22 protein-coding genes are annotated in these 21812 nt (G+C 68.7%); 6 read left to right on the top strand and 16 right to left on the bottom strand.

Annotation, left to right across the window (positions count from 1 at the left end; genetic code table 11):
* The first annotated feature begins 150 nt into the window (after positions 1–150).
* Positions 151–1281: a hypothetical protein gene (locus tag ACGFW6_RS25800; protein ID WP_381539159.1), complete on the top strand. Its 1131-nt coding sequence runs from the start codon at positions 151–153 to the stop codon at positions 1279–1281.
* 393 nt (positions 1282–1674) lie between these two features.
* A complete protein-coding gene (locus ACGFW6_RS25795) occupies positions 1675–3852 on the top strand; it encodes an FUSC family protein (RefSeq protein WP_393514320.1) in 2178 nt (725 codons plus the stop codon).
* Here ACGFW6_RS25795 and ACGFW6_RS25790 read toward each other — a convergent pair.
* Both ACGFW6_RS25790 and ACGFW6_RS25785 read right to left on the bottom strand, forming a co-directional pair.
* Positions 3826–4353 (bottom strand): phosphate-starvation-inducible PsiE family protein, encoded by a 528-nt coding sequence (locus tag ACGFW6_RS25790; RefSeq protein WP_393514317.1) that lies wholly within the window; start codon positions 4351–4353, stop codon positions 3826–3828. The genes ACGFW6_RS25795 and ACGFW6_RS25790 overlap by 27 nt on opposite strands.
* A 227-nt stretch (positions 4354–4580) precedes the next feature.
* A complete protein-coding gene (locus tag ACGFW6_RS25785) occupies positions 4581–6512 on the bottom strand; it encodes a DUF3987 domain-containing protein (protein ID WP_393514314.1) in 1932 nt (643 codons plus the stop codon).
* Here ACGFW6_RS25785 and ACGFW6_RS25780 point away from each other — a divergent pair.
* On the top strand, positions 6457–6576 hold the full coding sequence (locus ACGFW6_RS25780) for a hypothetical protein (protein ID WP_373309824.1): 120 nt from the start codon (positions 6457–6459) through the stop codon (positions 6574–6576). The two genes, ACGFW6_RS25785 and ACGFW6_RS25780, sit on opposite strands and share 56 nt — an antisense overlap.
* Positions 6577–6696: 120 nt before the next feature.
* Here ACGFW6_RS25780 and ACGFW6_RS25775 read toward each other — a convergent pair whose 3' ends face one another.
* From ACGFW6_RS25775 to ACGFW6_RS25715, 13 genes are all read right to left on the bottom strand, one after another.
* Complete coding sequence (locus tag ACGFW6_RS25775; protein WP_150501899.1) at positions 6697–6897, bottom strand: hypothetical protein; 201 nt, start codon at positions 6895–6897, stop codon at positions 6697–6699.
* 6 nt (positions 6898–6903) lie between these two features.
* Positions 6904–7131 carry a hypothetical protein gene (locus tag ACGFW6_RS25770; protein ID WP_030944617.1) on the bottom strand — a complete coding sequence of 76 codons (228 nt, stop codon included), beginning with the start codon at positions 7129–7131 and terminating at the stop codon, positions 6904–6906.
* A 13-nt stretch (positions 7132–7144) separates the two neighbouring features.
* Positions 7145–7555 (bottom strand): hypothetical protein, encoded by a 411-nt coding sequence (locus ACGFW6_RS25765; protein ID WP_393514310.1) that lies wholly within the window; start codon positions 7553–7555, stop codon positions 7145–7147.
* 17 nt (positions 7556–7572) lie between these two features.
* Complete coding sequence (locus ACGFW6_RS25760) at positions 7573–8169, bottom strand: hypothetical protein (RefSeq protein WP_393514307.1); 597 nt, start codon at positions 8167–8169, stop codon at positions 7573–7575.
* Positions 8170–8260: 91 nt separating this feature from the next.
* Positions 8261–8446, bottom strand: a complete 186-nt coding sequence (locus ACGFW6_RS25755) for a hypothetical protein (protein WP_269640121.1) — start codon at positions 8444–8446, stop codon at positions 8261–8263.
* Positions 8446–8862, bottom strand: coding sequence for a hypothetical protein (locus tag ACGFW6_RS25750; RefSeq protein WP_393514304.1), 417 nt, complete (start codon positions 8860–8862; stop codon positions 8446–8448). The genes ACGFW6_RS25755 and ACGFW6_RS25750 overlap by 1 nt, the downstream gene beginning before the upstream one ends.
* Positions 8863–8954: 92 nt before the next feature.
* A complete protein-coding gene (locus ACGFW6_RS25745) occupies positions 8955–9251 on the bottom strand; it encodes a hypothetical protein (RefSeq protein WP_359092775.1) in 297 nt (98 codons plus the stop codon).
* Between the two features lie 262 nt (positions 9252–9513).
* Positions 9514–11769, bottom strand: a complete 2256-nt coding sequence (locus tag ACGFW6_RS25740) for a hypothetical protein (protein WP_393514301.1) — start codon at positions 11767–11769, stop codon at positions 9514–9516.
* A gap of 96 nt (positions 11770–11865) precedes the next feature.
* Positions 11866–12447, bottom strand: a complete 582-nt coding sequence (locus ACGFW6_RS25735) for a hypothetical protein (RefSeq protein ID WP_393514298.1) — start codon at positions 12445–12447, stop codon at positions 11866–11868.
* Between the two features lie 26 nt (positions 12448–12473).
* Positions 12474–13649: a hypothetical protein gene (locus tag ACGFW6_RS25730; protein ID WP_393514295.1), complete on the bottom strand. Its 1176-nt coding sequence runs from the start codon at positions 13647–13649 to the stop codon at positions 12474–12476.
* Positions 13646–13840 (bottom strand): hypothetical protein, encoded by a 195-nt coding sequence (locus ACGFW6_RS25725; RefSeq protein WP_269640115.1) that lies wholly within the window; start codon positions 13838–13840, stop codon positions 13646–13648. The genes ACGFW6_RS25730 and ACGFW6_RS25725 overlap by 4 nt, the downstream gene beginning before the upstream one ends.
* A complete protein-coding gene (locus ACGFW6_RS25720) occupies positions 13837–14190 on the bottom strand; it encodes a WhiB family transcriptional regulator (RefSeq protein WP_269640114.1) in 354 nt (117 codons plus the stop codon). Before ACGFW6_RS25720 ends, ACGFW6_RS25725 begins: the two co-directional genes overlap by 4 nt.
* A gap of 1 nt (position 14191) precedes the next feature.
* Positions 14192–14503, bottom strand: coding sequence for a helix-turn-helix domain-containing protein (locus tag ACGFW6_RS25715; RefSeq protein ID WP_269640113.1), 312 nt, complete (start codon positions 14501–14503; stop codon positions 14192–14194).
* 218 nt (positions 14504–14721) lie between these two features.
* Here ACGFW6_RS25715 and ACGFW6_RS25710 point away from each other — a divergent pair, with 218 nt between their 5' ends.
* Together ACGFW6_RS25710 and ACGFW6_RS25705 are read left to right on the top strand one after the other, a co-directional pair.
* Entirely contained in the window at positions 14722–15351 is a 630-nt protein-coding gene (locus tag ACGFW6_RS25710; RefSeq protein WP_269640112.1) for a UTRA domain-containing protein, read from the top strand.
* A 3-nt stretch (positions 15352–15354) separates the two neighbouring features.
* The gene (locus ACGFW6_RS25705; RefSeq protein ID WP_269640111.1) at positions 15355–16122 is read left to right on the top strand and encodes a GntR family transcriptional regulator; all 768 of its coding nucleotides are present in this window, start codon (positions 15355–15357) and stop codon (positions 16120–16122) included.
* Positions 16123–16132: 10 nt separating this feature from the next.
* Here the strand turns inward: ACGFW6_RS25705 and ACGFW6_RS25700 are convergent, their stop codons facing one another.
* Entirely contained in the window at positions 16133–16441 is a 309-nt protein-coding gene (locus ACGFW6_RS25700; protein ID WP_393514289.1) for a helix-turn-helix domain-containing protein, read from the bottom strand.
* A 1225-nt stretch (positions 16442–17666) separates the two neighbouring features.
* On the opposite strand from ACGFW6_RS25700, the gene mobF reads away from it, so the two are divergent.
* Positions 17667–21797: a MobF family relaxase gene (mobF, locus tag ACGFW6_RS25695; protein WP_393514286.1), complete on the top strand. Its 4131-nt coding sequence runs from the start codon at positions 17667–17669 to the stop codon at positions 21795–21797.
* Positions 21798–21812 lie beyond the last annotated feature (15 nt).

Raw genomic sequence — 21812 nt, 5'->3', positions numbered from 1 at the left:
GCATGCCCTGCGCGGGGAGGACGAGGAGATCTGACCGTACAGCCTGCACCTGCTGGCGGGTGCCTGCGTGTCACGCGGCGTCGGCGTTACCTCGGGGGCATCCTGTGGGCAATCGCGATCGCGGGAACAGCCGACCAGAAGGGTCCAGCCATGCCGGTGTCGCCGGGCGTTACGGTCGTGGCGCTCCTCGCAGACCCGGACGCGCCGACGGAGATCGCTCGGCACATGGCCAAGACACTTTCTGCTCGGCTCGCCGACAAGTCGGGCCAGGGGCGACGGTTCGACGTCGAGGTGGTCAGTGAGCCCTTCACGTCCGGGACCGAGGACCCGCCCACGTTGATGCGCCGGATCATGGACCGTGGGAGTGCGGAGAACTGGGACATCGTCGTGGCCCTCACCGACCTTCCGCTGCACTCGCACGGGCGCAAGCTCGCTGTGGATCTGAATCACGAACGCGGCTTGGCGCTGCTCTCTCTTCCTTCACTGGGGGGCCTGCGGCTGCAGACGAGGGCCCGGCGGGCCGTTGAAGAAGCCGTGCTTGGCTTGGCGGGTCCGCAAACCACGGGGGCTGAAGGACCTCCGCGAAGTCAGCCGCTTCCGGGGCCCTTCGACAATCGTCTCGCGCCCATTCAGCCGGGCCAATCCGGTGGGAAGGAGACCGACGATCTTCAGTACGTCGCCAGCGGGCCGCGCGGTTACCTACGGGTACTCGCCGGTATGGTCCGCGCCAACCGGCCCTGGCGGTTGGTGCCGGGCTTGTCGAAAGCCCTGGCGGCCGCACTCGCCACGGGAGCGGTCGCCACCGTGAACTCCACCGTCTGGAGCCTGGCCGCGTCCCTGAGCACGCCACGCCTCGTGATCGCCATGGTCGGGTCCGTCGCGATCATGATCGGCTGGCTGATCGTGGACGCGGAGCTGTGGCATCGATCACCGGAGAGCTCGCCGGAGGCGAAGCAGAAGGCGCGGCTCTACAACGCCTCGACGGTCGTGACCGTCGGGATCGGGGTGCTCGTCTGCTACGTGGGTTTGATGGTCATCAACTGGGTGTGGGCGCTGTTCATCCTCAACGACCAACTGTTCGCTTCCGTGACACAAAACCCACTGCACGCCGAGGAGTACTGGACGTTGGCGTGGTTCGTCGCTTCGGTCGCCACCGTGGGCGGCGCCCTTGGATCGGGCCTGGAGAGCGACGAAGCGATCCGGGCGGCCGCCTACTCCAAGCGCGAACAGGAACGTCGCCACGTCCTCGAAGGCGATCAGGGTGACCAGCGCTCGAAGTAAACCGCTACCGGCGCAAATGGCTCCTACGGGCGGCGGACCCTCGGACCACCCCACGTCCGCTGAACTGGGGCCGCTTCCCTCAGCCGGCGGGCGACGCACATCAGGCTAAGCATGGGCGGCAACAGCAGCGCCCGGCAGGGCAGGTCCGTCACCCTTCTTCAGCCGCTTCACGACCCCCGCCGGCCAATCCCGATCGGCTACGAGGACGACGTCGAGCTGCGACCGCTCCGGGCTGAACAGACGGTAGGGATGTGGTCATCGATCGCCCCGTGCTGCGTGGGTGCCGGTTTGTGGGTATAGGTCGGCCGGGCTCGCGCACCCGCCGAGTGCGGTGCCGTCGGGCGCCGGCCGCCCGACGCGACCCGGCGGAACGCTCCGGCTAGGCTCACAACCGTGACGTGGCTGCGGGCCTTCGGGGAGGCCGTGAGATCCGGGCTCACGATCGAGGAGACGCGGCTGGAGCCCTTGCTCGCGCTGCGCACGGCTGCTGGGGTGGGGCTTGTCATCGGGCTGGCGCTGTGGCTGGTCTCCCCTGCGTACGCCGCGTCCGCCGCCCTCGGTGCCTACTCAGCGGGCGGGGCCACCTTCCAGCGCACCTGGCGGCCACGCAAGGTGATCGCGCTCGGCGCGGGCGCGGGTCTGGCACTCAGCACGTTCGTGGGCTACCTGGCGGCGGGGCGACTCGTGACGTTCCTCCCACTGCTGGCCGTATGGGCCTTTGCCGCGGGGATGGCGTGGGCCGTCGGATCGACCGCTGGGATCGTCGCAGCGACGACCGTCGGCAGCATGCTGGTGACCATCACCCTGCCTACGAGCGTCGAGCGAGCCTTGGAGCACGCCGGGATCATCGCGCTCGGCGGCGTGGCGCAGGCCGTGCTGATCCTGCTGTTCCCGATCCGCCGCTGGGGGGCGCACCGTGACGCGCTCGCCGACGCCCTGGCCGCCGTGGCGGACTACGCCCGCCGACTGCGGCACGACCCGACCGCCCCGTTCGACCCGGAGCCGTTGATGACGGCCCGGGACGCGGCGGCCGTGACGCCCTCGCAGGCTCGTACCCGTCCCCCCGTCCTCCACGGCCCCCGGGGCCTCGCCGAGCACATTCGGCCTGTCGTCGCCGCGCTTGCCGACCCTGACGTCGGTGCCCCGGCGGAGGGACCCGGGCGGGACCGCGCGCGGGAGTTGCTCAACGCGGCCGCCGACGTCCTGGACGCGACTGCCCGTTCGATCCGCCGCGGCACGCCCGCCGAGGTGCCCCCCGGGAGCGCAGACGTCCTGCGCGTCGACGAGGAGCACGAGGTGCTGGAGGGCCCCGCGCGGCAGGCCGCCGAACGGCTCGTGGAACTGCTCGGCGAGGCGTTGGAAATCGCCGGGAGCGGCGGCGTGCGCGGGAAGGCACCCACGCCGCCCGGCCCCGCGAGCGCCCAGTTCCTGGTGCGCCCGACAATGTTCCGGCTGGTCCCGGTCGTCGTCCGGGCGGTCCGCCGTGAGCTCCGCCGGGACTCGCCCGTATTCCGGCACGCCGTCCGCCTGGCGGCGGTGGCCCCGCTTGGCTATCTGATCGCCGCCCAGCTACCCCTCGGCCACGGCTACTGGGCGCCCATCGCCTCAGTGATGGTGATGCGGCCGGACTTCCACCGGACGTACGCGCGTGCGGTGGCTCGTCTCGCCGGCACCCTGGCGGGGGTCGCGTTCGCCACCGTGATGGTCCGGGCGCTGGGCCCGGACGCCCAGGTGTTCGGCGTGCTGGCGGTGGTCTCGGCGGGCCTGTCGTACACGCTGATCCGTACCGGCTACGCCTACTCCCAGTGCTTCACTGCCGCGTACGTCGTCTTCCTGCTCGGCATGGGCGGCCAGGGACTGGAGCAGACAGCCCCGGAGCGGGTGGTGCTTACCTTGCTCGGCGGGGCTCTGGCAATGCTGGCGTACGTGGTGTTCCCCGCATGGGAGACTCCCCGGCTGCCGAGTCGGCTTGCGGACTGGCTCGCCGCCAACGGCCGCTACGCGGCCGCCGTGCTCCGCAGCTATGCCGAACCGAGCCGGGAGCATCGCGCCGACATGCGCAAGGCACTGCTGGCAAGCAGGGAGGCACGTGCCGCCTGGGAGAGGGCCTACGACCAGGCAAAACAGGAACCGGTCCGTCCCAGGGGGCTGACGTCGCGCGAGGCGCAGGATGCGCAGGAGGCGCTCCAGGGGTTCGGCCGGGCGGCGATGCTCATGGAGAGCCACGTCCCGCGGGACGTCAGCCGTTTCGTCCCTGAGGCGGAGCAGTACGCCGAGGCACTGGAGGCGGACACCGAGCAGGCGGCAGTCGACGTGCGCGAGCACAGGAATCCGGACTGGGGGCGTGTGGAGGAGGCACTCCACGCGTGGGAAGGCGCCGCCACCCAGGAACGGAGCCCGGTGCTACGGCGCGGGGCGGAACTGCAGAAGCGGGCCCTGGAGGACCTCACGACAGCCGTAAGCCGCACACCCCTGGAACGGGACGTCGGCTCCGCTCGCGAGGAGCAACGGGTGCGGGCGGCCGTGGCTGCGGAAGGTGACGGATCAGGCCCCGCGCACCGGGGTGGGTGACGGCTCCGGCGAGGGCGAGCGCCGCGCCTCCTGAAGCGGGAAGTAGTCTCCCGGGCGCGTCGAGCGCCGCCACACGTACACCGCTGTCGCCATCACGAGGATCAGCCCCGCCAGGATGAGCAGTTCGATCCCCTCGGTGTTCCAGCGGAAGGACTTCTCCGCCTCGGCCGTCACGATGAGCACCTTGCGGATGCCGGCAATCAGGCCGACGACGAGGAACGGCTCCGCGTCGAGGGTCTGGTTCCTGATGGTGAGGCGGACGGTGTGGAGCAGTTCGGCCACGATGAACAGCACAAGGCCGTTGTCTAGGGCGGAGAGAACGACCGTCTCCTCGCGGTACGGCCCCTGGATCGACCTGATGACGTCTCGGACGACCCCGACGGTCAGAAGCCCCGCGAGCAGTACGAGAAGCGCCGCGACGACGAGGTGGATGGCGTCCTCGATGAGCTGCAGGAGGCCCTGCACCCGGCCGCCCTCGATCTTCGGGAGAATGGGTCGCACAATTCAGCATGCTAAGGGTGCCCCGGCCCGCGGGCGCGGCGTGCTGCCGAACGGGCGGATCCTTTTCCTCTGCTGGCAGCCTGGGGAAGAGGCGAGGCACGCCCGGCGGCAGGACGAGATGAGGCAGCCCGACGCGGACATGAACGGCAGGAGCCTGCCGTCGGGGCGCAGGCAGGCCTCGCAGTGCCTAGGACGGCCGCCCAGGTACTGGTCTGCTCGGTCCGCGCTTACCCTGAGGCGCCGTCTACGTCCGCCGCCAAGGGATGCACTCGGTACACCGCAGCCGGTTGTCGCCCTCGCGATCCAGCGCGTTCTTCGTGGAGCCGACGGACGTAGCCGTGCTCCTCGAGGAGTTTCAGTGCCGGAGATGTGGATCTCACGGTGGGGAAGGCCCGGCGGCGTGCTGTGACGAGTTCGTGGGCCTTGAAGCCGGTCACTTTCGTTTTGTGGATCCAATCGAGCACCAGCTGAGCCTTCTCGCTGTCTGTGTCCGTTGCCATGAGGTCGAAGGCGGCCAGGGCGTGGGCGGTGTAGTACTTGCCGATCGCGATGGCCCGTTCGATCGTGGCCGCTTCGATCGGCTCGCCCCAGCGGCCCGTGGTGCGGTCGGCAAGGTGGAGAAGGCCGGCGATGCGGGCCACCGCTCCGACGTACTTGCCGGCCCAGTCATCGATGTGGGCCAGAGCGCCCTCGGGGCGTAGTTGGGGCTCGATCGCTTCCTGAAGCCTGATGACGGCCTGATCGGCCGGGCCGGAGCACTTGATGGTGACGGGCTCAGGGAGATCCGTGAGGGTGTGGACCAAGGCAGTGAGCCGCGTGCCGTATACGCGGGAGGTCTTCTCTGGGATCGGCGGGACAACAATCCTGCGGTAGCCAAGAGTGGATTCCGGGATGGAGAAAAGGAAGCGGGCCAGGAGGCCTCGGCCGCGGGCGCCCGGGGTCTGTGCGAGGTCTGTCAGTACTGGGGGCTGAAGGGTAACGCCGATGGTGAGGGCGGGCTTCTCGCCCAAGTCTGCTTCACGGGTGATGCGTTCGGCCTGAAGGCGTTCGCCCTTGTGTCCTTGGAGGAAGACGCCGAGGTTGGGGCGGGAGCTGTAGCGGCCCGCGATGATGTCGAAGAGGTCGCCCTCCGGGGACAGAACGCCAAGGCGGCCGTGCGTGCTCAGGAGCTTGGTCAGGGTCTCGGGGGTGACGTCACCAGAGGCAGTCAGGCGAGGCTTGGGCGGAACGACGATGGACTCGGCCGCCATGCGCAGGCCGGCGGCCTCGGCGACCAGGGAGGTGGCAGTCTTGGAATCGTCGACCTTGCGCGCCTTGGTCATGATGGCTTCGGCACGGGCTTCCGCGGCTTCCTTCTCGACCTCGGCCTGGATGATTGAAGGGCGGGCCTCCTCCTGCATGGACGACTCGATGTCGTAGATGGGACGCGTCATGGCGGCGAAGACGTCCGATTTGCGGGAAGCAGGGGGCATGGCGACGACCAGATAGAGGTTCGTCTGCTCGACCCAGCCGTCGCGGATCTGGACATGGACGCGCCCGCCTGCGGCGGTGGAGAGCGCGGCGATTGCCATGGTGGCAGCCATGTCGGCAGGCGTCTGGGTGAACTCGGCGACAGCGCCGACCTGCTCGGCTACCCAGGTGGGCAGGGCCTCAACGGGGAAGGCGGGCAGTGGGACCTGTTGGCCGATTGGGGTCGGAGCAGGCCAGCGTTCCTCAACCGTTGTGCGGTCGAGTGCGTGACGTGCTGCGGCAAGCAACTCGTCGTGGTCTTCACCGGATTCGCGTGCGGCCTGGATGAGCCGGGTGCCGAGCGTCGCGATCTGCCGCCGATCCGCATGCTCGCGCACGATCTTCGCGTAGTGCTGTCCCACCCCGGCTGTTGGCACGGCCCCGTAGAGGGTGTGCAGATAGGACCTTCCACCCACCTGCTGAAGGTCGCCCGCCTTGGACAGCGCGTCGGCGAGAACGACCGGCGTCGGACGGATGCCGCCTGCCACGAGCTCCTGGATCGCGCGCCAGATTGTCTCGTGGGCGGGGCGGTAGAACACCGCAGGGTCCTGTCCGAGTTCTTCTTCGATCTCGGACAGGACGCCTTCATCGACCATGGCAGCGCCGAGGACGATCTGTTCGGCTTCGATGTTGTTCGGGGCCTCGGCCAAGGCGATGACGTTGTCGCTGTGGGCGTGCTGGGGCGTGCTCACGCCACTCCTTTCGGTGCGGTAAGGGATTCTGTGGGACGGCATCAGGCGGTAGCCAGGCCGGTCTGAGGTGGGTCCGGACTCGCGGGCTGCGACACCGAGCTCTCGGCGCGGCGGAATACACGCCGGGAGGGCCTTGTGGTGGTCAGTCGGTGTGGTCGTAGCGGTGGCGAGCGATGAGGAGCGTGAGCAACTCGGGGTCGTTGGCCTGACCCGCGTACGACCCAGCCGGGGACCAGGCGTGCCACCAGAAGGAGACAGTGCCGCGGTAGTCCTCGCTGGTGACGGCGACGGTGTAGCCGTTGTGCTCGCCGAGTTGGACCGGGCCGCCGCAGATCCTCTTCATCAGAGCTCACCGCCCGCCTTCCGCGGTCGACGACGCGGGGCCGGGGCACGTGCTCGCGTGGGCGCGGGCCCATGCGGTGGCCTTCTGCTGGAAGTAGTCGAGGTCCTCGTAGTCGGGCACGGTAAAGGCGGTGTTGTGGCCGTGGGGACACTGGGCGACGGCCAGCAGCGCAACCTCCACTGCGGTGTTGTCGCCGTCGTGCACGGCGGTGGTGGCAGGGATGGGGATCCGCATGGAAACCCTCCTTTCAGGCGCTGCGGCGGGGGAGGATCGGCCGGGCGATGTGGCGGTGGGTGACGTGGACCTCACCGTCGAAGGCGTGCAGGACGCGGAGGCGGAAGGCGAGTTCGAGGGCGACGGCGACGGAGCGGTGGCGGCCGCCGAAGCACGAGACGTGGACGTCGACCTGATGCCGGCCTTCGCCGAGGCGGTCGCGGATCTGCTGCATGGCTGTCTCGACCAGGCGGTCGGCGCCGGGGGTGGCCATGACGTAGCGGGCGACCTCGATGTCCCGGCCGGTCTTCTGGGTGAGCTGGGCGCGGACCGCGGGGTCGTCGGGCGGGTTGTGCAGCGAGGTGGTGTCGACGACGACCGGGTCAGTGGCGGCCGGGTCGTCGTCGTGGCCGGTGCCGTACGAGGTGATGCGGATCGTGGTCACGATGTCCTCCTGGGTTGTCAGCGGGCTTCGATGGCGGCGGTGCGCAGGAGGGTGAGGACTTGCTGCGTGGTACGTCCGGGGGCGTCGTTGAAGGCGATGAAGCTGCCGCCGGTGCCGCGGGCAAGGACCTCGTGAAGGCGGGCGCTGGCGCGATGGAGGGTGCCGGCGTCGCCGTAGCCCAGTCGCAGCAGGACGAACTGGGCGCCGCGGATGCAGACCTCGCCGTGTTCACCCCGGTCGGCATTGGTGGTCCAGCCCCAGCGCTCGATGACGAGGGCGGTCAACTCCAGGTGCTCGCCGATGGTGAGTTGGCGTCCGGCGCCGAAGCGGTTGCGGACGAGGGGGATCGACAGGGCCCATTCCGGCAGGCGGCGCAGCCAGGCCGGGGGTGGATTCAGGTCCGGCGAGGGGCCGGCGGCCGGTGCGGGGGCCAGGTCGCGCATTGCCTCGTCGACGAGTTCCCGGGTGGTCTTGGTGACCAGAGGGTGGGCGGTGGTGCGGGTGAAGGCGGCGAGGCAGCGCTCGATCTCAACGACCAGGCTGTCTAAGTCGATCGGTGCTTCGGTACCGGCTCCGGCGGCGCGGCTTGCTCTGACCAGGGTGGTCGTGCTCATCTCGTACGTACCTCCTGCGTGCGCGAGTGCGCGGGTTGGGGAGGGGCGCCCCCTGGTGCTGTCCAGGCGAGAAGGGGGCGCCCCGGTCGTGTCACAGGCCGTTGCGGTCGGGCCGGTTGGCGTTGTAATTGGCGATGTCCTGCACGCTGATCCCGGCCCGGCGGGCGGCCGCCATCGCCGCCGCCATCGGGCGGGGGTCGGTGGCGCACCCGCTCAGGGCGTGCTGCCAGACCAGGTCGGCCGCTTCCTTCAGCAGCTGCTTGCGGTCGGCGGCCATCAGCTGAACAGGCTCCAGCGCCCGGCCTTGGCCTTGGCGTCCGTGCGCCGCCGGTCCGCGTCGCCGACCCGCTTCTCCAGGCCCGCGATCTCGGCCTCGTCGAGCGGGTGGACGACGTTCGGGTCGACGGGCCCGGCGATCTGAGGGCCGGGGCTGCCCAGGCGCCGCATGTTCCTCGGCTTGTCCTCGTAGACGGGGCCGAAGTTCTGGCAGAGCGTCTCTGCCGAGTAGCCGCCGTCGGTGCACGGGTTGTTGGTGAAGGGCAGGCGGCTGCTGAAGACGTACTCGGAGTACATCTGCGGGTCCTCGTACGGGGTGCGGTCGACCGCGATGTTTGCGATCACGTAGTACGGCTTGCCGAGGTCGAGCTGCTTGGCGAAGTTCTTCGCCTCGCTCGGCTGCCAGGTCTTGCCCATGACGTGCTCCTTTGCCTGTCGTGTGACGGGGTGGGGGCGGGGCGCCTCGGGTGCTGTCCAGGCGAGCGGGACGCCCCGTTGTCCGGGATGGGTCAGTGGAGAGCGGCCGCGCAATCGAAGTGGTCGCCCTTGCGCTCGGCGTCGACGCAACGGCGGGCGCGCTGGGCGTAGTGCCGGGTGCACTTCTCGGTGTGGCGGAAGACGCGGTCGTGGATCTGATCGAGGGTCTCCTCGCCCTTCGGCTGGCCCTCGCCGTTGCACTCGGTGCAGGTGATCTTGATGAAGCGGCCGGTGGCGGCGTCGATCTCCTCGCCCCACGCCTGACACACGGACTCGCGGCCCCTGGCGTGCTTGAGGACGACCATCTGGGCGATGACCTTGGTCGACATGTGATGCCCCTTCGGGTTGGGGTGGCGTCCCGGGTGCTCTCCAGGCGGGCGGGAGCCGTTCTGTTCTGTCCTGTTCTGGCGGGCGGTTGAGTGAGTGGTCGACCTCCAGTCGGTGTCGGTTCCATCCCGGTTTGCCGGGTGGTCGCCGGAGCGGTCCGGGTAGTCGGTCGACCGGGCGGAGGCTCCTCGCGATCAGGGTGCGTACTGGGGCATTTGGGGCGCCATCAGGGCTCGACCGGGGCTTTGACCAGGTGGTCTGCCCCTATTTGCGTGCGACGTCGGCGAGTTGCTCGCGGGTGTAGCCGTTGGGGTTGGCCATGCCGTCTATGGGGCCGAGCTTCCGGGTGGTGCCTGCGCCCGCGTCCCGCAGTCGGGCCTGCAAGGAGGTCGGGGTGAGGTCGCCGTAGCGGGGGTTGTGGCTCTGGAGGAGGTCCACCAGGCGCTGGGTGCGGACGCGGTCGACGCCGGCGCGGTCCAGAACGGCGAGGCAGTCAGCGAGCAGTCCGCGGGCGGTGGCCTCGGCGGCGTGGTTCTTGCCGTACTCCACGGCGTCGCCGGTCAAGGTTCCGGCCTCCTCGCGCAACTGGCGGCCGCGCAGGCAGACCTCCTTGAACTCAGGGAGGTCGATGACGTCCGCCTTGAGTGTGGCGTGCCCGTCGTCGCTGCCCTGGTCCAGGACGACGACACCGCGGCTGGCTTCGGTCAGCAGGTGCGGGGCCGCGCCACCTGCGACCGCGTCGTCACCGAGGACCATCTTGGCGCTGCGGTCGCCCTTGACCCGGTAGGAGGCGCGCTTGGCGCACACCTCGCGCAACTTGGTCGGCACGGAGTCGGCGTCCGGGCGCTGGGTGATGAACACGCCCATGCCGCCGACGAAGCGGGTGACGCGGACGTAGCGGGCGAAGCCTTCGACCATCAGGTCGCGGCCGGAGCGGGTCTTGCCCCGGCCTCCGGCATCCGGGTCACGGCCCTCGTCGACCGGTACCTGCACGAGGGCGGCGCCGTCCAGGAGCTCTTGGAGCTCGTCGACGACCAACAGGACCGGACCCATGCCCTTCTTGGCGAGATCGGGAGTGATCTTCCCCTCGGGTACGGACTCGGGATCCTCCTCGTACAGACGGTCCAGTTCGGTGCCCCGGTCCTGCATCTCCTCGATGGTGACGCCGATGACGTCGAGGACCTCGCGGATGATCTCGGGGGTGGCTCCAGCGATCCACCGGTGGGCGATGTGCCGCAGCGGTGCCCAGTCAGGGCCGGTCTTGCCGGTGATGACGACGATCCGCACGGTCGGGTCCAGCGCAGCCGCGGCCGCCACAAGGCGGGCGAGGTAGGACTTGCCGTAGCCCATCAGCCCGCCGATGAGCAGGGAGAACCAGATCAGGTGGAGGGTGTGGCGGCCCCGGCGGGCGTCCGCTCCAAGCGGCACGCCCTGCTTCCAGAAGTCCCACCGTTCGGCTGTGATCAGCTCGGAGGGGTTCTTGGTGGTGCCGTAGGGGTTGTCCTCGTCGGCGACCCACAGGATGAACCGGCCCTCGTGGCCCTCGTCGGAGGTGTCGGCCGACATCTCGATGCGGGTCTTCTTGATCCGCATCGCAGAGGCGAGGTCCTCGACCCTGCTGATCGCGGCGGACGCCTTCACCCCGCGCGGGAGCTCCACGGTGGCGGTCCATCCCGGTCCGGACGGCTGGATCACCCCGGCGAGGTGGGTCTCGTCGCGCTGCGCCTCGGTGATGATCCCGGCCTTGACCAGTGCGGTGACCAGGTCCGCTTCGCCCTGGACGCGGCCCGACTCACGCTTGATGAGGCTGACCCGACCGAGGTTGGTGAGGGTGTCCGGGACGAACGCCTCCTCCGCCGGGATGGGCTCTCCTGTCGCCTGGTCGACCATCACGACCATCTCGTCGGCCTGCCCAGCCTGGGTGAGTGACCCGCCGACGAGGGGACGCGAGAGGTACCACCAGCCGAACGGCGCGGCGCCCAGGACCGCGAGGGCAGCCATCGGCTCGGCGGGGGCAACGTTGACGTACACCACGACGACGCCGATCGCGCTCGCGAGGCGGCCGGCCTTCTTCGCCCACCGTGCCCGCGACAGGGACCGGCCGTCGACCTTCATCCGGTGGGCGTCCTCGCTGCCCGCGATGACGGACAGCTGCGCTTCGGCCGCCGCCAGCTCGGGGGCGACGCCGGCGACCTCATCCTGTGACGCGTGCCGGAGCTTGGCCTGCAACGCCTTGACCCGGCCCCGAACTTCGGCTTCCCGGCCCTGCTTGGCCAGGCGGCGCTTGCGCTCGACCTCCTGGGCCAGCTGCTCGTCGGTGACGTCCGCTGTCGCGAACCAGGTCTGCAACCGCTGTGCGACGCGAGCGCGCTGTTCTGCGAACGCCACGGCGGCTCGGGTACGGCGGCGGGCCGTCCACTCCTTCGCCCGCGCGGTGCGGGTCGCTTCCTCCGTCTCGATGATCTCTGCGTCGACGACGTCGTCGGGATCGCCCGGGTGGGGGTGTATCTCGATGGCCATCGGTCCGGTCCTCTCCCGGGGCGCATCTCGCGCCCCGGATAGCTGGCTTGCTGGCTCGTTGACTGTCTGCTTGCTGGCTAACTCGCTGGTCGTGGCCTAGAAGCCGGACCAGACGTTGCCGAGACCGGTGGCCGCGGACACGCCCAGGTTCTGGAGCATCGGGCCGAAGGTCGTCGGGGCGAGAACCACCCCGAACAGGACCAGCGCGAACGCGTGCCACGCGTTGATACGGCCCTTCTTGACCATCAAAAAGGTGAAGATCGCCAGACCGATGCCGAGGGCGGCAAGGACGCTGATGCTGCCCGTGCCGGCCGCCTGGACCTGGACCTGCTGCTGGTTGTAGGCGGCGGGGTTGCCGCCGACTGCGCCGGTGCCGGTGCCTTCGCGCAGGGTGGAGTCGATGCCCGCGGTGCCGGGTCCAGTGGTCGTGTCGGCGGCGAGGGTGATCACGGTGTCGTGATGGGCGGCGTCGGTGCGGTAGGTGGCGGTGTCGAGTCCGCGGACGTGGAGGGTCTTGCCGGAGGGGAGGACGATCGGGGTGCCGGTTGTGCGGTCGACGGCGGCCTCCACGGTGGCGGTGGCCGTCTCGGGTGTGTCGGCGTGGACAGTGCTGGCGGTACCCAGGAGGGCAGCGGCGGCGGCACCGGTCAGTGCGAGGACTCGGATGATGCGGGCCATGGTCGTGTTCTCCTTCGCGGGGCGGGTCAGTCGGACTGGCGGGCGGCCGCGAGGGCCATCTGCTTCTTGGCGGCGGGGTGGTACTTGACGGTGCCGGGACGGCGGCGGGGCGGGGTTCCGCCGTTGCGCTTGCGGCCGTCCTCGCCCCGCTTCTTCGGCGCCTTCGCCCGGGCCGTGGACGGCTCGTTGTCGGCGGCGGGCGTTTGGGAATCGACCTGCGGTTTTTCGTCCGTCTGCGGGCCGTCCAGGGGGCCGTTCTGGGCGATGCGCACGGCACGCTTGGCAGTGCGCATGTGGGCGATCCTGTCGGCCGTCGAGCCGGGCTCGGCGCCGTGGACTTCCACGCAGGCGCGGGCATAGGTCTTCTGGCTCGGGACGACCTCCGGGGCCTTCGTACGGCCCAGGCCGGACCGGCGGCCGGGGCGGACTTCGCCGTACGCGGCGGCGAGGTCGAGAGCCCTCTCCCACACCTCGGCATCGCGGGCGGCGCGGGCTTCGTTGATCGCGTCCAGCCGCTGGAACTCGGCACGGTCCGTTCGGCGCTGTGCCCGGCGGACTGACCGTCGGGTGCGGTTCTCACGCTTGGCGATTCGGCCGTGCTCGTGGAGGTCCCAGATCACGGGGCCGATCACGGAGCACAGCGCGCCGCCGATCCCGGTGGCCATGCCGTACTCGGTGCTGCCGTGCGCGTAGTTGATGCCGGCGGCTACAAGGGCCTGGAGCAGCGCCCCGAGCCGGTAGTGCCAGGACGGGCGGCCCTCGTCGATGGCGGCCTGAGCTCCGCACAACAGCGCCCAGGCGACGCCCTCCAGCACGAACGGTGCGGCGACGAGGAACCAGGCATGTGTGTCCCAGAAGGCCATGACCTGCATCGGCAGGCTGACCACGCCGCAGACGATCGCGATGGTCTTTGCGGCGGTGCGCCAGGTGGCGGCGGACTTCGCAGCGCGGGCCTTGGCCTCGGCCGCCTCCCGGCGGGCCTCGTCTCGCTGACGCTGCTCATCGGCGGCCGCGGCGAGGTCACGCTGGATCTCGCGCTGTGCGCGGGCCGCGGCCTTCTGGTCCAACAGCTCCTGACGGCGGCGCTCGCTCTCGTTCTTGATGCGCTTCGCTTCCGCGTCAGCTCGTAGCTGCTCGGCACGCGCGAGGCTCTCGGCGTAGGTGTTGCCGGACTTCTCGGGGTGCAAGTCGGTGACGCTCACCGGATTCCTTCCTCCGGCACGGCCGCGGGCGCCGTCCCGTTGAGCCTGCTCGATGTGCTGCCGATGAGCAGATGTGCGGCTTCGGCGGCGAGGACCTGCTGGTCGCCGATCTGCAGGTACTCGTCGAACTCGTCGGCGCTCCACGCCTCGGGGTCGCCGTGCTGGTCGCGGAACTGCTTGAGCGCCCTCACGCCGCCACCCCCCGACGCTTCCGAGCGAGGTGGCGTAGGAGCGTGGCTCGCTCCTCAGGCGTGGTCGCACCGAGGACGGCGTACCTGTCGCGAAGACGAAGGCCCTGAACGAGGCACTCCCGTAAGACGGGGCAGCCTCGACAGATCTGTTTGGCGAGCTCCACTCCGTCGGCGCTCTTGGGGAAGAACAGCTCGGGGTCCTTCCCAGCACACGCGGCGTTCTGCTCGATGGCACTGCTGAGTCGGCCCAGCCGGCTGCGCTCGGCCTGGCGAGCACGCCAGTCAGCGGAGACCACTGCTAGACGCTTGCTGCCGCTGATCGTCCCGGCGGTACGTCGTGGCGTGGCCATCTCAGCCAGCCTCCGCAGCGGCTGACGCATCCGCGCGCCAAGCGGCGGTCCAGTCGGCGGCATCCACGAGCTGCCCGGAGCGGGTGACCGACTCCATCAGCAGCTCGATCGCCCTGATGGGCACGAGGATGCGACCACGGATCTTGATCCCGGGGAATTCGCCGTCACGGATCGCCCGCCACAGCGTCTGGTAGCTGACGCTCAGCTGCTCGGCGGCCTCGTCGATGGTGATGGCGAGGCGGTTGGGAGCGATACCGCCCTTGACGCGCTGCAGCTTCACAGCGGGGGCCGGCTGACTAGCCTGGTCCTGCATCGTGCCTCCTGGTCAAAGCAGGGGGTGGGTGTCGGCCTCGGCGAAGGTCTTCGTGGTGGTGGTGCACCACGGGCCGGACTTCGTCGGGGCCGTTGTGCTTGCTGCAACCGCCCCCCGGACTCGACCTGCGTCGACGCAGACCGCCACGGAGCGCGGAGCAACGGAATATCGCGTGCAACCAGGGGAGGCCCTGGAGGCACGCTTGCTAGCTTAGTGAGATGTTCATCAAGCTAGCAAGAGAGCATGGTGAAAGACTCATCAAGCCAGCAGGCGGCTATCGTGGGAGCAGGCCAACGAAGGGTGTAGCCGTGCCAAGTCGCATGTGGGAGTCCGACTCGGTCGCCTACCTGACACCGCGTGGTGCAGGGGAGAGCGACGCCTGGAGCCAGGAGCTGGAGCGTCACCAGCGTCGGGGTTCGCAGCAGATCGTTGACGTACGCGAGTTGGAGCCACCGCCGTCGATCGCCGCGGCCCTTGGCCTCAAGGCCGGCGAAACGGCTGTTGTGCGGCGACGGATCATGCACCTGGACGATCAGCCCGTCGAGCTGACGGATTCGTACTACCCGGCAACTATCGCCCGAGGCACGCCCCTCGCGGAGGGCCGCAAGATTCCTGGAGGTGCCGTCACTCTCGTGGCCAAGCTCGGCTTCACGATCAGCGAAGTCAGCGAGGACGTGACTGTGGACATGCCGAGTCGGGAGGTGCGGGAGACGCTGCGCCTGGACGAAGGAGAACCCGTGCTCGTGCTCACGCGTACGAGCGTCACGGCTGATCAGCAGCCTGTGGAGGTATCCCAGATGACCATGCTTCGTGGTCATCGCCTCACCTATCGGACCAAGGTCGGTTGATCCATGGCGAAACACACGGACACCCGCCCGGCGCATCACAGAATCTCGGCAAAGATCCGCGCCGAGATCATGTCGGGCGATCTCGCAGCAGGCCAGCAACTGCCGATCACGCAAGACCTCGTAACGCAGTACGGAGTCTCCAGCCAGACGATCCAGCGAGCCCTTGGGCTGCTGAAGGCCGAGGGCTACATCGTCGGCCGATCCGGCCTCGGTGTCTTCGTACGAGACAGCCCGCAGCAGGCATTCGACAGCGTCGCGACGATGCCGGCGGCCCGGGACGGCGAGCCGTACGTGTGGATAAAGGAAGCCGCCAAGCAGTCGAAGGTGGGGACCAACAGGATCCTGCGCGTCGCGGAGGTCGTGCCGCCGACGCAAGTCCGCGACGCTCTCGGGCTTGAGCCCGATGAGACGGCTGCGATGCGCGAGCGGCTGCTGCTTCTGGACGAGGACCCGGCCGAACTGGTCTGGTCCTACTACCCCATGGACATCGCCCAGGGCACCGCTCTCCTCGAACGCAAGAAGATCAAGGGTGGCTCGCCCACACTTCTGGCCGACAAGGGTTACCCGCCACGAGAGATGGTCGACAGGGTGTCCTGCCGCCCTCCGACCGAGGAAGAGTTCGTCGGTCTGGAGCTGCCGACGGAAGTGCCCGTGCTCAGGACCCTTCGCGTCGTCTACTCGGACAACGCCAAGCCCATCGAGGTGACGGTCATGGTCAAGGCCGCGCACCTCCACGAGCTGCTGTACCGCGTCTCGCTCGACCTCGACTGAGCCGGCCAACTCAGACCACCTCGGCAACGGCGGTCCCGGCACGCCACGAGGCCGTCCAGTCGGCCACATCCACGAGCTGCCCGGAGCGGGTGACCGACTCCATCAGCAGCTCGATCGCCCTGATGGGCACGAGGATGCGGCCGCGGATCTTGATCCCGGGGAATTCGCCGTCGCGGATCGCGCGCCACAGCGTCTGGTAGCTGACGCCCAGTTGCTCGGCTGCTTCAGCGATGGTGACGGCGAGCCGATCGGGTTTGGCGCCCCGCCTGACACGCTGCAGCGTCACAACGGGGGCGGGGTAATCCGTCTGGTCTTGCATCGTGTCTCCTGGGTGCTCAAGGGTGATTTCTCGGGCCTCCGAAACGGATTCACAGGGTGCAGGAACGCATCGTGATCCGGCTTCTCCGCCCTTGTTTTCCTGACACTGACACGAACTGCAAGCGAAAAACGGCGAGGAGCATCGAACTGCTCACAGGGCGGGAGGCTTTCTTTTTGACCTCCCGTCGGACGGGAAGCGGCGAGGCTGCGCAACTCGGAGTCGGGGGCAGGGAAATAGCGACGGCAGCTCTCGATGGAGGGAGCACCCTTCCAGGCATGCAGCCCGAAAACGGGCGGACACAAACTTGGGACCTGTAGGGCGGTCATCCCGAGGGGCAGGCGCACTTGAACCGGATAGACGCCTCGTCTTCCAGCGCTCGGGCGCAGCAATGCCGAAGCACGTGATCTATGCAGCAGAGAGTGACCAGCTCCGCTGGGCCGGCCTGCCCGGGGACCTAACGCCTCGCAGACGACAGGGATTACAGGCTAAATCGCTGACCAGGTACTTCGTGCCTGTCCGGGGCTACAGAGCAGGGACAGGGATTACAGGGTTGAAGCTTGTTAGCCCTGTTATCCCTGTACCAACGCTGCACTCATCACTGTCGACGTTTCCGCAGGTCGGCGATTTGCACTGTAACCCCTGTCGGGTCCGGACGTCGGAGGCATGAACCTGCTCCTAGCAGTCACGGAACGTGATTGCGTCGACAGCGAGGTGGGCGGTACTGAACGGCTCCGTGGCTTCTTCGAGAAGCTCCAGCCGGCCGTCCCAGACGGCCTATGGGCTTCGGCTCAGGTCGTACGCGAGCGTCACGGATGAGGCCGGTACCCGCCTGACGGGAAGCAGAGAAATTAGTTTCCCGTCCCACGGCACATTCGAATGTCTCGGCCGTTTTGGCCTTGCGATCGGCGCCAATATCAGGGCATCAAAGGCCGCCGGAGGTAACCATGATGCCCAGTGAACAGCGGATTGAAATCCGCCCTCAGATCGAAGAGTTGAGCCGCAGTGTTCACGACGAGGAGAGGAGAGCCGCTGCTGCAGAGCCTGTCGGGACCGCTGCGCGGCCCTTTGAGTACGGAACGTCGATGGTGGCTGAGCATGGCGCCGTTCGTTTGATCGAAAAAGAACAATGGACAAAGGGGGTTCCCCTCCAGGGGAACCCCGGTGAGCCGCGCTGCGGGCGCAGCCGGCAACGCCTTGCAGCGGCCTGCAACCGAAGGGGCGGCCGGTGGCTTGGCTGACGAAGATCACCGCCGACCGGCAGGTGGAGTACCGACTGCGACAACAGGCTGGGTGTGCCGTGGTGGCATCGGCCGGGGGAGAACCCGTCGTCATCGATGACACCGAAGACGCCGCCCTCGACTACCGACTGCGGCCCGAGGGCGGAGCCGACTTGATCTGGTTGGGTAACGGCCTCGAAGCGGTGGGTCTTGTCGAAGGCTCGGTGCTGAACGAAGAGGGTAAGAACGCAGCGCGCCGGCTCATGAACGGCTGTCATCCGGCGACGGGCGCACGTCTGCTCAGCTCTCGGACTTCTGCCCAAACTCACCCGAAGGCACAGTTGACGACCGCGCGTGTTGTCGAAGCGATGGCGAAAGCTGCCGAGGAAAAGGGTGTGGAGTCCGCAGCTCTGCTGGACGGTAAGCCCAAGCAGAGACGCGTCCTGGAGCGGTTGCAGCGGATGGTGCATCGCCGGGGCGAGGCGCACCGCATGCAGGTGGAGACGCTGCACAAGCTCGTTCGCGCCGCGGGCCTCGCACTCGCCGACATCTTCGACGAGAAGGAACTCGCTGAAGCTTGGGCTCACAAGGACCTACGCGTGGACAGCCGTGTGCGCGGTTGGGACTGCGTCCTGGACCTGCCGAAGTCCGACAGCCTGCTACACGGGCTTATGGATCTGCCCGACGAGCGGGAGTTGCGCGCCATCGTTCACCAAGCCGCCCGCGAGACCTTCGCCCAAATCGAGAAGTGGTGCGGCTACGCGGTCGGTAGCGAAGACGGCCTGCCGACAAGGCTCGTGACCGGCGGATTGATGGCGTGGGTCGTCGAGCATCAGAGCGCCCGCCCGGTACGCGCTGGTGACCCCGGAGACCCGCACCTTCATCTACACGTCACGATCATCAATCTGGGCCTGTGCGAGGACGGCAAGTGGCGCTCCATCGCGAACTCGGGCAGCGACCTGCACCGGCATGCAGCCGCTGCGGACGCCTACTTCAAGGCCCGGGTCCGATCACTGCTGTACGAGCGCTTCGGGGTCCGGCGTGAGCGCAACGAACGTACCGGCGCGTGGGAGGTCTTGGGGATTCCAGCGGCCCTCCGCGACGTGTTCTCCCGCCGGGGCACGCTTGTCGACGAGGAGGCCGGCGCTGACGCGAGCCGCCAGGAGAAGGCGGCGGTGTCGATGGCGACCAAACGTGACAAGCTCGATGTCGACGCAGCGACGATGCGCGCCAGCTGGCGTCGGCGGGCGGAAGCGGCGGGCATTGACCTCGATGCGATGCTGGCCGCAGCCGCTCCTGGACCACCCGGCTCGAACGGCCAGGCAGGTGCCACGGAGCCTGGCCCAGCGCCACGAATACCTCCGCCGGCCGACCTCGCCGCCGTCGTCTTCGACCCCAGGATCGGGCTGACCAAGGCGCGAAAGTCCTTCAGCCGCGCGGAGCTGCTCGCGGCCGTGGCCAACGCGCTGCCATACGGCATTGACGGCGCCCCGGACCGCTTGGAGCAACTCGCTGATCAGGTTCTCGCGGTCGAGGGGTACGCGGTGCGCGTGCCGTCCGTGGGCTCCGCCGTCATGTCATCGGCCGACCGCTACACCACGCAGGACATCCTCGACGCCGAGGACGTCGTCCGTACACATTCGCTGACCCGCTTCAACGACGGCTCGGCCCGGCTCAGCGAGGCCCAAGCCGCCCAAGCCGTCGAGAAGTTCCAGAGGGCAGTCGGCTGGCCCCTCTCGGAGCAGCAGAACACCACGGTGACGCGCCTCATGGCCGCCGGGCACGGCATCGAGGCCGTAGTCGGCGCCGCTGGGGTGGGGAAGTCGACGCTCATGGAGGCGTGCCGGATCGGCTGGGACCTCACCGGCACCACGTACGCAGGCGCCTGCCTGAGCGCGGTCGCCGCACAGAGCCTGTACGGCGTCTCTGGCATCCCCTCGAAGACCATCGCGGCTTGGCTCCGCGAAATCGAGAACGGCAATGGCCTGCGAGGTGTCGACGTACTCTGCATCGACGAGGCCACGATGGTCGACGACAGGACCGCTGCCGTACTAATGGCCGAGGCTGAGCGCACCGGAACCAAAATCATCGCGATCGGCGACCACCTGCAACTGCAGGCGATAGGTCCAGGCGGCTGGTTCCGAGAAACCCACCGCCTGGTCCACGGGCTCACGCTCACCGAGAACCGCCGCCAGGAGGACGCTGCCGAGCGGGCTGCGCTGGAGGTCTGGCGCACCGGCGATCACGAACAAGCCCTGCGGATACTCGCCGCCGGTGGCCGCGTCCACGCCGCTGAGACCGCCGAAGGGGCCCGCTCGCAGATACTCACGACCTGGGACGAGCTGCGAAAGGGCTGGCCCGACACGTACGACCTCATCGCGAATATGGCCGTGCTCGCCGCCCGCAACAGCGATGTCGACGCTCTCAACATCGGCGCCCAGCAGATCCGCCGGGCTGCAGGCGAACTGGGCGCCGAGCACCGGTACGCGCTGCCTGGTGGCGACACTCTCACCCTCGCGGTCGGCGACGCCGTCAGGGTGCGAGCCAACGACTACCGGTCGAAGCGCGGCGAAGGCCCCGACCTCCTGAATGGATACCGGGCCGCCATCACAGCGCTGGACGAGAACCACAACGTACAGATCAGTTGGCGTGTGCACGTTGCCGGAGTTGAAGAGCCGCGATACGAGTCGGCGTGGGTGACGCCGGAAAGCATCGCGTCCGGCGCACTGTCGCTGGGCTACGCCATGACGATCGCGGCAAGCCAGGGCCTGACCTGCGACACGTCGCTGCTGTATGGGCACGGCGCGAACGCCTTCGCTACCTATCCCGGCATCACCCGCGCCAGGCAGTCGAACCATCTGTGGCTGCCTCTCGCAGCCCTTGAAGACGAGCAGACGCAGGCCCGACTTGGTGCGGCCCGCAGCGAGAAGGAGCTGTTGCAGCGCGCCATCGCCGCATTCGCCCAGTTCCTCGGACAGTCGAGACCGGACAGCATGGTCTCGGATCTGCTCTATGAGCCGCCGGCCCCTGCGCGGCTACCACTGCAGCGCGAACTCGAAGCTGCCGAGGCCCGCGCGGAGGTCGAGCGCAGGTTGCGGCGGACATACGTGGCAAGCACACTCGCGCCATCTGTTGAGCAGGCCGAACGCCAGGCCCGCAAACGGCTGCTGGCTGCCCAAACTCGCTCCACTTCAGACCATCACACCACCGTCTTGGCCGACGCCGTCCAGGCCCTGCGTGACCACAACCCACGCGAAGTGGTCCGGCGGATCGCTGAGGCCTTCGGCATGGAGACGCCGCCGCGCGACCTAGACGACGCAGCGGCATTCCTTGCCCAGATCCAGCGAAAGGCGAGGGAAGTTGATGCCCGCCTTGAAGCTGTGGAACGAATGCGGTTCCAGCCAAGTGGAGATCAAAAGCGGCAGTTGGCGCGGATGCAGGAGGAGCGGGAGAGGCTGGCCATCCCGTCCTGGAAGCGACGTCCTCACGGAGACGTCGAGGACTTGGCCCAGCGCCTCGAAGAGGCGGTACGCGAGTCTGGCCGAGCCGCCGCCGCGGCGGACACAGCAGCGGAGAATCTTGCTGAACTCATCGCCCAGGAGACGGTGAGCCGTCAGTCCCGTGGGCAGACCTACGCTGCCGAGGCGAATCGCCTCTTGGACCAGGCAGAAGCACTAGTGGTCAGGGGCAGCGCCGATCGGGACAACGCGGGGGGCGCTGCGTGGGAGGTCATCCGCTCCAGCCCTCTCGCCAACGCGCTCGGTGCTTTGCAGCAGGTTCCGGAGAGGACCGAGGACATCGCCGCCAGGCTCGCCGAGATGCGCGTCAGGGCGTCCCGGCTCGCGCACGATGCGGACAAGCAGAGCCAGGAACGGCTGGCTCTCATGCACGGGCTACTTGTCCGCGAGCGGGAGGCCGCGCAGGCGTACGAGGCGACTGTCAGGGACCTAGAGGCGGAGATGACCCTGCGCGACAGGATCGCGCGGAAGCACCCCGTACTCCATGACGAGGAGACGAACGGCCGTCGCATGCTGCATCAGGAGTGGAGGCGAGAGAAGGGGAAGAAGAACGGGCATCACAAGGACCAGGCCGTCGTCGCTCAGAACACGCAGCCGGCGCAGCACCGTGGACCGCGTTGAGTTGGCCACTGGAGC

Source organism: Streptomyces sp. Y7, assembly GCF_043195415.1.
Taxonomy (GTDB): Bacteria; Actinomycetota; Actinomycetes; order Streptomycetales; family Streptomycetaceae; genus Streptomyces.
Note: the sequence above shows the minus strand (reverse complement) of the source record. Positions and strands in the feature narration are given on the sequence as shown.